The organism is Algorimicrobium echini, from assembly GCF_900115185.1.
Lineage (GTDB): Bacteria > Bacteroidota > Bacteroidia > Flavobacteriales > Flavobacteriaceae > Algorimicrobium > Algorimicrobium echini.
In genome coordinates, this window is the sequence record NZ_FOVN01000002.1 from 262,317 (window position 1) to 276,844 (window position 14,528).

Annotated in this window: 12 protein-coding genes; 2 read left to right on the forward strand and 10 right to left on the reverse strand. The window is 31.6% G+C overall.

All coding sequences use genetic code 11. The annotated features are described in order from the left end of the window. Window positions 1–55 precede the first annotated feature (55 nt). Complete coding sequence (locus BM239_RS07360) at window positions 56–1,063, reverse strand: glycosyltransferase family 2 protein (protein WP_177209000.1); 1,008 nt, start codon at window positions 1,061–1,063, stop codon at window positions 56–58. Window positions 1,064–1,164: 101 nt separating this feature from the next. Here BM239_RS07360 and BM239_RS07365 point away from each other — a divergent pair, with 101 nt between their 5' ends. Continuing rightward, window positions 1,165–3,057: a M61 family metallopeptidase gene (locus BM239_RS07365; RefSeq protein WP_092207029.1), complete on the forward strand. Its 1,893-nt coding sequence runs from the start codon at window positions 1,165–1,167 to the stop codon at window positions 3,055–3,057. An 84-nt stretch (window positions 3,058–3,141) separates the two neighbouring features. On the opposite strand, the gene BM239_RS07370 is transcribed toward BM239_RS07365, so the two are convergent. From BM239_RS07370 to BM239_RS07405, 8 genes are all read right to left on the reverse strand, one after another. Beyond that, complete coding sequence (locus BM239_RS07370; RefSeq protein ID WP_092207031.1) at window positions 3,142–4,626, reverse strand: S10 family peptidase; 1,485 nt, start codon at window positions 4,624–4,626, stop codon at window positions 3,142–3,144. A gap of 45 nt (window positions 4,627–4,671) precedes the next feature. Continuing rightward, on the reverse strand, window positions 4,672–5,448 hold the full coding sequence (locus tag BM239_RS07375) for a TIGR02757 family protein (RefSeq protein WP_092207033.1): 777 nt from the start codon (window positions 5,446–5,448) through the stop codon (window positions 4,672–4,674). 44 nt (window positions 5,449–5,492) lie between these two features. Further along, entirely contained in the window at window positions 5,493–6,386 is an 894-nt protein-coding gene (locus tag BM239_RS07380) for a diacylglycerol/lipid kinase family protein (RefSeq protein WP_092207035.1), read from the reverse strand. 5 nt (window positions 6,387–6,391) lie between these two features. Next, window positions 6,392–7,333, reverse strand: coding sequence for a phosphatase domain-containing protein (locus BM239_RS07385; protein WP_092207037.1), 942 nt, complete (start codon window positions 7,331–7,333; stop codon window positions 6,392–6,394). A gap of 448 nt (window positions 7,334–7,781) precedes the next feature. After that, window positions 7,782–8,453, reverse strand: a complete 672-nt coding sequence (locus tag BM239_RS07390) for a hypothetical protein (RefSeq protein WP_092207039.1) — start codon at window positions 8,451–8,453, stop codon at window positions 7,782–7,784. Between the two features lie 27 nt (window positions 8,454–8,480). Then, a complete protein-coding gene (locus tag BM239_RS07395; protein ID WP_092207042.1) occupies window positions 8,481–9,221 on the reverse strand; it encodes a DUF3575 domain-containing protein in 741 nt (246 codons plus the stop codon). 36 nt (window positions 9,222–9,257) lie between these two features. Beyond that, the gene (locus BM239_RS07400; RefSeq protein WP_092207044.1) at window positions 9,258–9,677 is read right to left on the reverse strand and encodes a thiol-disulfide oxidoreductase DCC family protein; all 420 of its coding nucleotides are present in this window, start codon (window positions 9,675–9,677) and stop codon (window positions 9,258–9,260) included. A gap of 64 nt (window positions 9,678–9,741) precedes the next feature. Further along, a complete protein-coding gene (locus BM239_RS07405) occupies window positions 9,742–11,913 on the reverse strand; it encodes an endonuclease MutS2 (protein WP_092207046.1) in 2,172 nt (723 codons plus the stop codon). 134 nt (window positions 11,914–12,047) lie between these two features. Here BM239_RS07405 and BM239_RS07410 point away from each other — a divergent pair, with 134 nt between their 5' ends. Next, entirely contained in the window at window positions 12,048–13,013 is a 966-nt protein-coding gene (locus BM239_RS07410) for an alpha/beta fold hydrolase (protein WP_092207048.1), read from the forward strand. Window positions 13,014–13,025: 12 nt separating this feature from the next. Here BM239_RS07410 and BM239_RS07415 read toward each other — a convergent pair whose 3' ends face one another. Then, window positions 13,026–14,519, reverse strand: coding sequence for a YfcC family protein (locus BM239_RS07415; protein WP_092207050.1), 1,494 nt, complete (start codon window positions 14,517–14,519; stop codon window positions 13,026–13,028). Between the last annotated feature and the right edge of the window lie 9 nt (window positions 14,520–14,528).

Sequence of the window (14,528 nt, forward strand, 5' to 3'; positions counted from 1 at the left end):
TACAAAAATAGTGTTTACAGCGAAATAGAAAACCTTTTAACCTAAAATTAAATAATTAACAATAAAAGAAATAATCTGAAGCTAATTTTAACCCTAATCTCTCCAACTGATTTTTAATAATTTGTTGTTCGTTTTTATTAGCAACTGTTATTAAACAGTGTGGGTTATTAAGCGATTTAAGATAATCTACATCATGTAAAGTCACATTGTAAATGTCCTTTCCTATTTTTTTTGGATTATCGCAAATCCAATAAAACGGAATATTTTGATTTTGTAATAAACAAGCCACGGTTTTGCCTTTTCTTCCAGCTCCCCAAATTACTAACGGTCTGGATGCTTGGTAATCTAATTCAATAAAATAATTTACTTTCAATTCTAGAAAATTATTTTGCGCATAATGTTCATGCGTTCTAGAAGTTCTACTACTGTAATCACGCCATAAATGAAGGGTTTCGGAACATGGAATACATGTTAAATTATGTTTATAAAAGCGAAATGCTAAATCATAATCTTCTGGATAGGTGTTCGGATTAAATCCATCACATGCTATAAAATCAGCACGATAAACCATCCAACAGGGTGAAGGAATGACACATTCCTTATAAATTTCACTAAAATTAGTCCCTGTTTCAGTTAATTGATTTAACCAGTTTTCATAGCTAATAAAGCCCTCATTTAAACCATCTTCTCTGAAATATTTTACTTGTCCAATGGCAATATGTCCTTGGCCATATTTTATTAGATTGGCATGTAACACTTCTAATTTATTCGAAGTCATTATATCGTCACTATCCATTCGGGTTATGAAATTCCCAGACGTTTTAGTGAAAGCAAATTGCAAAGCTGAAATGATACCTGAACCCGGATTTTTGTATAGTTTGATGCGTTTATCCAAATTAGCAAATTGATCAACTAAATGAAAACTAGCATCTGTTGATCCATCATCTACAATCACCAATTCCCAATTGGTAAAGGTTTGTTTTAAAATAGATTGCAAACATTCAGAAAGAAATTTTTCCGTGTTTTTAAATGGTGTTACAATACTTACGATAGGTTTCGGCATATTGCGAATATAGTTAAACTTCATTTTAACAAAAAGTTATAGTAAAAATGTGTAACACATTGTACTTTTGGTCGTCAAGTAAAAAACTTAATTTTTTAATAATGAAAAAAACTCTAGCCATTATAGGTTTTTCCACATTGCTTGCAGCCTGTGGTTCTTCCTCAAAAACAAGTAGTGACGATTTAGCCACTAGCAACCCAATTGAAACTGTAATTGATATCACCAAAGTTTCTGATGATAAAGTTCCGGTAACTATAAATCCTGGGCGATTTACAGTAGAAACGGTTACATACAGACTTCCAAAAGTAGTTCAAGGAACCTATTCTATTAGTGATTTTGGGAAATATATAGATACATTTCTGGCCTTTGATTACAGTGGCAATCCAATGCCAACTAATAAAGTAGACACGAATACTTGGACTATTGCTAACGCAGAACAATTAGATTATGTGACCTATTTGGTTAATGATACCTTCGATCAAGAAGAAGTAGGTGGAATAGGTGGCGATGTGCCGTTTTCTCCAGCAGGAACGAATATAGAACCTAATAATTACGTATTGAATTTACATGGTTTTATTGGTTATTTCGAGTCATTAAAAAACAGTCAGTACAAATTAGATGTAATTGCACCTACTGATTTTGTTAGAACGTCAGCTTTGCAAATTGCAGATACCAAAACAAGTGCTGATGGTAACGTAACAACATCATCTTATTTTGCACCTCGTTATTTTGATATTACAGATAATCCAATGATGTATGGAAAATTGGATGTTGAAGAATTTCAAGTTGGTGATATTAAAATTGTATTAAGTGTTTACTCACCAAACGGAATTCATACAGCTGCTGGAATGAAAGAGGCTATGCAAAAAATGATGTTAGCACAAAAAACCTATTTAGGAGACATAAATAGCACGCCTCGCTATGACATTTATGTGTATTTATCGGACGGCAAAGCAGATTCTCCAAAAGGATTTGGTGCATTAGAGCACCATACTTCAACAGTGGTTGTTATGCCAGAATCTATGCCTCAAAGTGCATTGGACAAAAGTATGATTGATATTGTATCGCATGAGTTTTTTCATATTGTTACACCTTTAAGTGTCCATTCTGAAGACATTCACTATTTTGATTATTATGAGCCTACATTTTCAAAGCATTTATGGATGTACGAAGGTGTAACAGAATACTTTGCAACCCTTTTTCAAGTGGATCAAGGTTTGGTGTCAGAAGACGATTTTTACAAGAAAATAATGGATAAAATTGGTGCTGCAAAAGGCATGAATGATGCCATGAGTTTTACTATCATGAGTGAAAACGTTCTTGATGAACCTTATTCTAATCAGTACTATAACGTATATCAAAAAGGAGCTTTAATAGGAATGTGTTTAGATATTTTAATTCGTGAAGGTAGTGATGGTAAACGTGGAATTTTATCGCTTATGAAAGAATTATCAATGAAATACGGTAAAAATAAGCCGTTTGATGATGATAAAATTATAGACGAGATTGTTGCAATGACCTACCCAACTTTGCGTACATTTTTTGATAATCACGTGATTGGTGATGTGCCAATTGATTATAATGTATTTTTTGAAAAAGTAGGTTTAGAGATTGGTGAAGGCCAAGTAAAAACAAATTATATTCAAGGGAATGGCGCATTGATTGTTTCTGCTAATCAAGGTGAAGGTACTATCTTTTTCACAGAAAATGTTCTAGGAAATAGTTTCTGGAAAGAACAAGGTGCTATGCCAAATGATGTCATTAAATCTATAGACGGAACACCTGTTTCCTTACAAAATGCAAATAAGGTATTCCAAGATGTATTTGGTTGGAAAGAAGGTCAAGATATTAACGTTGTTTTAAGTCGTGACGGAAAAGATATCATTATCAAAACTACATTAACACCTACATATACTAAAGGTAATAGTTTACACGCCAAGGCAAATGCAACAGATGCTCAAAAAGAATTACGTAATGCGTGGTTAAAAGGGTAATTTAATTATTTAGTAATAAAAAAAACACCTGATGAAACAAATCACCAGGTGTTTTTTATTTTAAGATTTTAATAAAAAGTAAAACTAATATTTAGCCGATTTACCATTCGCTAAAGAGTTTTTAATAAACATACGAATATCGTCGTTAGCAGCTTTTAAATCTTCTTTACGCAAATACATCATATGGCCACTTCTATATGCTTTAAACGTAAACCGATCTTTCATAGTGCCAGAAGGATCCAATTGTCCAACCGTATATTTAGCAGCAAAATAGGTTGTAGCTCCATCATAATAACCAGATTGCACCAATACTTTTAAATAGGGGTTTTGCGCCATAGCTTGACGTAATCGGTCTCTGGTATTATCATTTTGTCTATCCCATGGATGTACATCACCAAACATATTATATTTTATATCTGTTTTAAAATCTAAATGCTCACGCAAATAATAATTAATAGCAGGCGTAAAGGAATGCAACCAAGATGATAATTCTGCATTATAGTCCGGCGAATTTCCAGCAGCCATTTTATCAATACCCAAATAACGTGAATCCAATCTTCCTATAGTATATCCACGATCGCGTAATAATTCCTTCCAGAAAAAACTAGTTGGTATATTTAAATTATGATCTAGAATTGATGATTTACTTAAGCCCGAATATAAGCTCATTTTTTCAGCTACATTATCTCTTTCAACTTCAGAAATAAAACCGCCTTTCGCTATAGCAGGCATAAGAGTATTAATGGCATAGGTTTCAACCTCTGGTAATATCTCTGATAAATCTTTTTGTTGAAGACTAGGTGATAATGCCTTTTGGTGCCATGCAGCTGCTGTAAAATATGGTAAATTTAATGCAGAATAAATAGGTTGGTCGGTAGAGTAGATTTTATAATCGGCTGGCGATACTAAAATAACACCATTTAAATACATCCATTGCGAATTCTGTAATTCTTCAGCTAAACCCATAACACGAGGACCACCATAACTTTCTCCTATTAGATATTTTGGTGATTCCCAACGATTATGTCGTGTTACAAAGGTATTTATCCATTCAGCCAAATAACTAATGTCTGCGTTAATGCCAAAAAAGTTTTTTCGGTCTGGTAATTTGCCATCTTTATCAGCTATCATTCTAGAATAACCAGTATTTACTGGATTTACGAAAATAATATCAGCCACATCTAAAATAGAAAATGGATTACTTTTTATACCATACGGCTGTATAGGATATCCCTCATCATCAATTTTTAAAATTTGTGGACCTGTATAAGCAACATGCATCCAAACAGAAGCAGATCCTGGTCCTCCATTAAATGAAATAACTAACGGTCTGTTAGCTTTATCTTTCACATTACTACGCTGGTAATACGTATAAAATAAAGTAGCAATAGGCTCACCATCTGAATTCCAAACAGGTTGTGTACCTGTTGTTGCCGAGTAATTTAAACCAACACCGTTAATGGTTGTACTGTGGTTTGTAACCACCATGGTGTCTGCTGGAATTTTTCTATTTTGAGATTGAACAGAAATAAACGATAAAACACTAAAAAATAAAAGTAGTTTTTTCATAAAAAAGAGTTGTGTTAATATTATATTTAAAGATACTGAATTAAGTTAGAAGCTTTCAAAAACGCCTAATCCAAAAAGGGCAAAATCATATTTTACAGGATCATTTGCATCTAATTTTCGAAGGTTGGTGTCTAGTTCTAATAAGGCTTTAGCATCGTTTTGTTTTCTGGTTAATAAACCTAGTTTTCTTGCCACATTTCCAGAGTGGACATCCAAAGGACAGGATAATTGTTTGGTGTGAAGTGATTGCCAAATTCCGAAGTCTACACCTGTATTTTCAGGTCTTACCATCCAACGTAAAAACATATTAATGCGTTTGGCGGCTGAATTTTTTAAAGGATCTGAAATATGTTTTTGTGTTCTGGGTAAATGTTCAATTTCAAAAAAGATTTTTTTAAAATGATGAATAGCGGGTTGAAGACTTAACGCTTCTGCATGGTGTTCAAAAACGGCTTCTAACCCCTTGTGTTTGTTGTAAATATGGCGCAAACCGTATATGAAAGTAATAAAATCTAAACCATTAAACGTTCTATGAACAAACGGCTCCAAAGCTTTTAAATCCGATTCTTGATGATTCATAATAAACTGATACGGCTCATGGTCTAGCATATCCATCATACGCTGCGCATTATTAATAATGCTTTTTCTATTGCCCCAAGCAATAGTGGCTGTTAAAAAGGCAGAAATTTCTATATCTTCTTTTTTATAGAAGGTATGTGGAATTTTAATAGGGTCTGTTTCAAGAAATTCTCGAGTATTGTATTGTTCGACTTTTTCATCTAGAAAATCTTTAAGGTCTGTTTTATTTAGTTTTTTTAGCACGTATTTTTATAATATTATAAATTAGTAAGCTATAGCACAAAGCTCTATACATATACATTTTTAGAGGTTGTAATTAATTTAATAGCTCCAGGTAATATTTTAACTTGAAGGTCTTTAAATTCCCCTATAACTTCACCATCTAATTGCAAAAGACGCTTTTTATTGAAACGAATTTCTGCATCTTCCGTTTTTATGATGTGTGAATTTTCGGAATCGAAAAAAGTTTCATCAAATTTAGATAAGCCAGCTTTAAGAATAGATTTAACCTCCATTTTAGAAATGATAACAATTTCAAACTTACCATCCATTGGGTTTCCATGGATATTTACAGGAACTCCAGTTCCATATTTCCGACCATTACAAATAGCAACCATAACACCTTCTGTTTGTATGGTTTCATTATTTGCCTCAATTTCTATGGAAAATGGTTTACTTTTTTGTAATTGTTCAATAAAATATTTTGCATAGGTTATCATGCCACGATTTTCATCACTATCATATCCTTCAACTATTTGTGCATTAACGCCTACATCACCAATATGAATAGCGTGGTATTTATTATTTACTAAAATCATGTCTAAATTACCTATAAGTTCAGACGTAATAATATCTATTAACGCTAATTTTTTGTTGGTATTTACCGAAAGTTCCATAGCCAATCCATTTGCCGAACCAAATGGAATAATTCCTAATGGAATATGAGTGTCTATCAGTACTTTAGCTGAAAACAGGGTGGTGCCATCTCCTCCAATAGAAGCGACACGATCAGGTTGAAACGCGTCTAATAGTTTTTGTAAATGAATTTCGTCATGTTTCCCAGTGGTTTTAAAAAATTTATAATCCACACCATACTCAAAACAAATTTTACCTGCTTCTTTTAAAAAAGGGTCTTTATCTAAACCACCCGAAATAGGATTAACAATAAAAAGTAACTTCATTTCACTTAAATTTTTAGAATATCATTCATATCAAAAATATCTGCCGATTTAAAATATGTAACTGGAACACCTGAATCTAATAAAATAGTCATCATTTTTTTTTGACTTAATGAGGGTTCACGATTACTAGTTTTTCTAATGTAAATTTTCAAAACGCTATCTGGAAAAGACCGAACAGTTTCAGCATATATTTCCATATCTCTTTGGGTATCGTCACCTAATAAAATATATTTTTTCAAAGGAGCATTTTCAATTATAAATTTAATGTGATTAATTTTAAAGTTACTTGGTTTTTTTGAATTAAAAAGCTGTAAAAATTTTAAGTGAGGCGTAAGATATAAGGTTCCTTTTGGTAATTTGTTGTGTTTTATAAATGTACAAATAAGTCCAAATAGATTGCTTTCACTTTTAGAGACAAAATAAAAGTTTGCGCCTCTATTACGGAAACTCTCTAATAAATTTTGAGTATAAGCAATAACTTGGCGTTTTTGTGGTGTTTGAAATGCTAGAGTTATAATACGCTTGAAAAAGTTAGCTGTATTGGAAACAATTATGGTATCATCAATATCTGAAATAACATCAATTTCACTTTTTAAATTTGAAAAAATAATAGGATAATCTTGTTCTATACGTAATGGCCTTGTAGCATTTGCTATCTTAATCAAAATAGAACCTTTATGATGCTGATTGGTTATTATTTGAAAACTACCACTACCATCTGTTTCGGTATGATATGTTACGCCATTGGACTCTACAGTTATAGATTGATGAGCACATGCTTTAATAAAATACGATTGTATTACTTTTAATAAATTAATTATAAAACCTTTAGAATTTGTAAAATTTGCAGGTGTATTTTTTAATATAACACCACGAATTTGTGTGCGATTATTAGTTAAATGTAAGGCTGAAATTTGCCAAATTACAGGCATAAATTTGTTGTTCATTTAATCGGTTTAACAGCTTTTTCTATCTCTTTAAATATAAGTTAATCATCTAGAACTATTGCTAATTACAAATTAAATTATCTTAATCTTTGTTTAAGTTGTTGATTTTCAATTTATAAAATATTTATTTTAACAGGTGTGCATTTCATAGAGACTATTTGCACTTTTTTTTTATTCAACAAATATAATTTCGTTTTATCGATATTATGTTATTGGGTTTAGCCTGATTAACTACTTTTAAACCATCATAACCGTGATGTATATCATGACATGATAGTTTAGTTTTTTTTAAGTTTAATTTTAGGTTAGTTTAAATAAAGGTCTTGATAAACATCAGGACCTTTATTTTATAAACTAACAAAAGGTATCTTTCAGGAATCTTTTCAATGTAAAACAGAAAAAAGCCTTGAAAATTCAAGGCTTTTAAAATTTTATAAAAAAATAAAAATTACTTGTCCGTTAAGGCTTTTGTAATTTTTTCTGTGTATTCTACCGCATTTTTGGTTACATTCTGTGGGTCATCAATTTTTGTAGTAACAACAGCTGCTAGTTGCTTACCGTCTTCTTGAGTTAAATCGTATGCCACTGTTTCAACGATATACGTTTTTACCACTTGAGTTGTGGAGCTCATAGGTACGTAACTTCCGTAGGTTGAATATGAAAACGGATTCCCATAATAGCCATAAAAACCACCATAATAACCAGGATAATAAGCTGGCATATAGCTTGCACCTGCATAGTAACCACCATCTTGAGTTGTTTCTGTACGTTCTTGGTAGTCTTTAACAACTGTTACAATTACAGCATCATAACCTTCATTTTCTAAAAATTCTTTAAAATTTTTCTGTTGAGCTTCAGTGAGTTTTTCATCATGATTAAAGTTTGGCATTTCTTTAAAACTTTCGGTAGCTTTCATGCCTTCTGCTCGTAATTGTTTAGCTATTTCCTGTTCGAAAGCAATGCGAGCTTGTTTATTATCTGTTCTTGAAATAACCAAGATATTATTATCAGTAATATTTGCAGCTGAATCTGATTTCCAGGCATCTAATACCTTTATTCCAGAACAGCTGGAGGTGATTACCATTAACAAAATGGCCGTTAGTTTTAGTGAGTTTTTCATAGTTTTTGTTTTAATTATTAATTTGTGTTAAAATGTATAGCCTAATGCAATTCCGTATCTAAATGAAAAGGCATTAAATTGTGACCTTCTGTTAACTTCGGAAAACCTGAAGTCTCCATTTATAAAATCTAATATACTATAATCTTCCAATGCTTGATTTAAGTCATCATAAAATTCTTCAGGTAAGTCTTTTTTATTGATAAGTTTAAAATTGTAATTTCCAGATCCTGGCCCAGCAATCATAAAATCTATATTCAAATGTTTGGTAATTGGTAATTTATAACCAACCATTAATCCGATTGAGGTAATGTCAAGTTTCATATCAAATTCTAAATCGTAAGTAACTCCGCTGGAAGTATAAGAACCCGATAACTCCGATTTATAATTGGAGTATTTTAAATACGCTCCAAGATAAAAACCTGTTAAAGCCTTTTTAGATGTTTGTGGTAAATAATATCTAATTTCTGGAATGATTTGAAATCCAGTATAAAAAACATCACCTGTTGTTAATTTGGGCTTGTCTATTCCAGAAAAACCTATTAAGCCCTCTTTTCCTTTATAGCCCAATGCTAGTGAGGCCGAAAAGTCATTAAAAAAACTACGTTCATATGAAATTTGATATACACCATTGATTAACTGTAACAACTCAAGTGAAAATTCATTTTTGTTGGTAGTTAGGTTTGAATATTCATCATCTATTTGTGCATATGATTGGAAAGAAACCGCAAAAAACGTTAAAAGGAAAATAGATGTTAATAGATGTTTCATAATAGTCAAAAGTATAATAAAAAAATAATAAATCAGTTAATTCATAAATTTTGCTTTTAATTCTTTTGTAGGAATCATACAGGCATCTTTTTTACCAAACCACCTGTAGCGATTTTTCGCAATATAATCATAGACCCAGTTTCTAATAAATGCTGGAACAATGAAAAATATTATGAGCATATTTTGCGGAAATCCTAAATGCGATGCAATTTTTAAAGCTGCTGTTGATTTGTATGCGATTCCTTTCTTTGAAGAATACAACAAAATAGAATCCATTTTACTGACATCTATATGGTACGCATTAATAATTTGTTTACCTATTTCACTTTGCAAAGGCGCGAAAACAAAAACATCATGCTTATCATGTTTTATTACATAATTAATGGCATTGTTGCATAAGTTGCAAACACCATCAAAGAGAATTAATTGTTTATTATCTGGTAATTCGTGTGTCATATTACAAAAATACGGAAGAATTAATTATCAGGGAATAAAACATTTACAGTAGCACATTAAATTCTTACTTTTTAATGGCTTCAACCAATTCTAACTGCTCCAAGCTTACATTTGTTGTAAACATACCATAATTAACAATGGCTTTATTTTTTTCAATACTATCAATACTTCCTACAGCTCGGCCGTCTTGCATTCTAACACGATCGCCAACTTTTAAAATAGGAGGTGGCGGAACAGGTTTATTTTTCTCTTTTTCTTTAGCTATTTTTTTCTTTTTACGAATAACAGCAACGGTTTTTTCGGCTTCTTGTTTTACTTTTTCAACTTTAGCTTTTTCAGCTTTTTGTTTTTTAACGGTTGTTTTTTTACGCTTCGAATTTTCTATTTGAACCAGCTTAAACAACTCATTCATGAGTTCCCGTTTTTGTTTATTATTAAAGTATTTTTCTGATAAGTCATCAATTTTCTGACCTAAATAAATAAGTCGCTGATTGCTATCATATAATTCTTGGTAGCTTTCTAGTTTTTTCTGAATTTTAATATTTATTTCTTCTAATTTTTCAGCTTCTGTCTGCTTTTTACGTTCGTTTTCTTTTAAGGATTGTTCCGTTTTTTCTAATTTGGAACGCTCTTTTTGAAGTTTTGCTATCGTTCTATCAAATCGCACTTTGCCTTTTTCAATTTTCTTTTTGGCACGGTTAATTAAACTATAGGGAATCCCGTTTTTTTGTGCGACTTCAAAAGTAAAAGAACTTCCGGCTTGCCCTAATGCCAACTTGTAAATAGGTTCTAATGTTTTTTCGTCAAACATCATATTGGCATTTTGCATATACGGTAATTCGTTGGCTAAAATTTTAAGATTGGAGTAGTGGGTTGTAATGATTCCGAAGGCTTCACGATGGTAAAATTCTTCCAAAAAGGTTTCGGCTAATGCACCTCCAAGTTCTGGATCTGACCCTGTTCCAAATTCATCAATAAGAAATAAGGTGTTTTTATTACATTTCTTCAAAAAATAGTTCATTTGCTTTAAGCGGTAACTGTAGGTGCTTAAATGATTTTCTATAGATTGATTATCACCTATATCTGTTATAATTCTATCGAATAAAAACACATGGCTGCGCTCATGAACCGGAATTAAAAATCCAGATTGTAGCATAATTTGAAGTAAACCTACCGTTTTTAATGTAATACTTTTACCACCAGCATTCGGTCCAGAAATAACAATTATTCGGTTTTCCTGTGTTAATTTAATAGACTGCGGATAGGTTTTTTCGTTTTTTTTCTTATTGCTTAAATACAATAAAGGGTGTAACGCATCGCGTAAATAGAGTTCGCGATTATCATTTATTTCAGGCAAAATAGCGTCCATGGATTTCGCATATTTTGCTTTGGCAGAAATAACATCCATTTCCGTTAAAAATGCTTGATACTGATTTAGTAGTCGTAAAAATGGCCGAATAAAATTGGTTAGCGATTTTAAAATTCGAATAACTTCTTCATTTTCTTCATATTCTAGATTGTTCAGTTCTCGGGTATATTGTAATGTGGTTTCAGGCTCGATATAAACAATACTCCCTGTTTTACTACCACCCATAATGGCACCTTTTACCTTTCGTCTGTACATGGCTTTAACAGCCAAAACACGCCTATTATCTACCACAGTTTCTCTAATATCATCTAAATACTCTAATTGATGATAGGTGTGTAATGCCGATGAAAAGCTTTGATTAATTTTTCCTTTAATCTTATTTATCCCTTGTCTTAACTCTTCTAGAAGTGGTGTAGCGTGATCCTTTACATCACCAAATCGGTCTACAATACTATCAACTTCTTCAATTAAAACTTTAGTTACTTCAATGTCTGAAGCATAGTCATATAAATTGTTATAATACTCTTGAAATTTTTTTAAGAATAAAATAATATCATTAGCCGTAATAGAAATAGATACTATTTTTTTCAGACTGTGCGTTTCTAAATAGGTGTTTTCTATTTTTAATAGCTTTAATTCCTTGGTAATGGTTTCAAAGCCATGATTAGGAATACGATTTTCATTTAATAACGAAGCCAAATATTCATTGGTTAGTTGTAATGATTTTACAGCCGTTTCTTTGTCTCTTAAAGGGGAAATCTGTAAGGTTGCTTCATGTCCTAAAGCTGTTACACACAACTCACTTACTTGTTGTAAAATTGTTGAAAACTCAAGGTCTTGGAGCGTTTTTTTGTGGATATGTATCATAAATTGTCCTTATGAAAAGGGATAACTTTTTTTAGATTAACAAAAATACGTATTAAGTTTTAAAACTTATCCAAACATAAAAGTATAAGTTCACTCTATTATTATGTAGATTTGAGGAATTACAAAATTAATTTATGAAATTCTTAAAAAATTCATTGCTACTTACTTTAATTATTGTGTTTACATCTTGTAAACCAGATTATTTAAAATATACTGAACAACCAGATTATATTACACAACCAAATGAAAAACTTAAACCCTATTTTGAAGCCTATGATGCATCTTTAAAATTATGGGATATTCCAGTTGAAGAATTATATATTCCTACCAGTTTTGGTACCGCTCATGTAGTAGTAAGTGGTCCAACCAATGGAGAGCCTTTGGTTTTATTACACGGTATGAATGCAAGTTCCACTATGTGGTATCCTAATGCTAAAGCACTATCAAACGCACATAGGTTATTTGCAATCGATTTTATTTTAGAACCAGGAAAATCCTTTAAGACAGGTACGTTTGATGATGTGGAGCAAATTGCTATTTGGTACAATGAAATTTTTGATAAACTCAAACTCAAAGAATTTACGCTTGTTGGTGCTTCAAGAGGTGGATGGATTTCTATGAAAATTGCCTTGCAAAATCAGGAACGTATTAAGAAAATGGTGTTGTTAAGTCCTGCACAAACATTTATTTGGATTAGGCCGAGTACCGATTTATTAAAAAATATAATAGCTCTTTTTTCTTCTGAAGAAAAACAAATTGAACAGAGCTTAAAGTCTATGTCAAGCAATGTAGGTAATATTGATAAGACGTATTTAAATCAGTACTACAAATCGGAAGCCAATGATTCTATTAATAAATTTTTCTTTGATATGAAACCGTTTTCTAAACGAGATTTTCAGTCATTGAAAATGCCAGTTCTCGTTTTAATCGGCGATGATGATGTCATTAATAATAGCAAAACAATTCAGATGGCCAAAACATTAATTCCAAAGGGTCAAGGCGAAATCATTGAAAAAGCTGGACATTTTTTAACAGTTGACCAAGCCGATATGGTAAACACAAAAATCATTGAATTTTTAAATACTGATAAAACACAATAACTTTTTTTAAGATTATAGGTACACTTGAAGTGTAATAATAATCATAGTAAAAATAGTTAATATTAGTAAAAGTGGTAATACAAATTTTAGCCATTTGTTATAACCAACTTTTACAATAGCTAGAGATGCTAGAATTAATCCAGTAGGATTTATAAAAGCAAATAAACCCATACCATATTGGTAACAGTTAACAATAATTTCACGACCAAAACCAACCGTATCAGCCAACGGAGACATAATAGGCATAGTTAAAACAGCCATTCCAGAAGAACTAGGAATGAAAAATGAAAGGCCACTATAAATAAATAACATAGCGTTTGCAAATACGCCCTTATTCATACCTTCGGTTGCTGTACTTGCATGATAAAGCATGGTGTCGCTAATTAAACCATCATTCATTAATACAGATACACCACGCGCAATTCCAATAATTAAAGCTACGCCAAGTAAGTCTGATGCGCCTTTAACAAAGGTTTCTACAAAAACAGTTTCTTGAATTTTTCCAATAATGCCTATTAAAATAGCACCAACAAAGAAAACGGTTGTCATTTCTACAAACCACCATTCTAATTGAGATACACCATAAATCATAACTATAAAACAAAGTGTAAATACTATAAGTGTTAAACGAAGCCTTGTGGTTAGTTTTGTTATATTATCAGTTTTAGTTCCGAAATGGGATTCAATTTCTTCTTTTTGACTATAAATAATGGATTTAGTAGGATCCTTTTTTACCTTATTTGCATATCTTAAAATGTAGACAATACAAATTATAACACCTATAATTAATGTTATTACCCGACCAGTTAATCCAGTTGTCCAGTTAATTCCAGCTGCATCAGACGCTATTATGGTACTAAATGGATTAACAGTTGAAAACATAGTTCCAATAGATGACCCTAAATAGATAGTAGCTAGTGGCACCATTGCATCATATTTTGCAGCTAAAAACATGGGAATTAAAATAGGATAGAAGGCTATGGTTTCTTCGGCTAAACCAAATGTGGTTCCTCCCAAAGCAATAAGGGTTGTTACTAATATTATTAAAATATATTCATGACCTTTAAGTGCCACTGCCAACCAGGATATTCCAGCATCGAAAGCGCCAGTATAATTCATAATCCCAATTAATCCACCAATTATTAATACAAGAAAAATTATATCAGAGGCTTCTATTATTCCTTTTATGGGTGATTGAAAAAATGCTACTAAACTTTGTGGTTTAGCTTCAACAACCTGATAGGTATTAGGAATAGAAATGGGCTTCCAAATATCACCTTCGGTAAATTTTTCTATAGGAATATTTATATTTAATGTTTTTAGAGTTTCTTGTGTAGCTGGTAGCGTTTCTGTTATTTCTAAATGGGTTTTAGTAAAGCTATTACCTGCTTTATTATAAGTGAGTGTATCGTACTTTCCTGCGGGAATAATCCAGGTAAGTAAAGCTACTAAACCAGCAATTATAAGTAAAATTGTTTGTGCTGTTGGAAATTTTAAATTTTTCAAGAGATAATG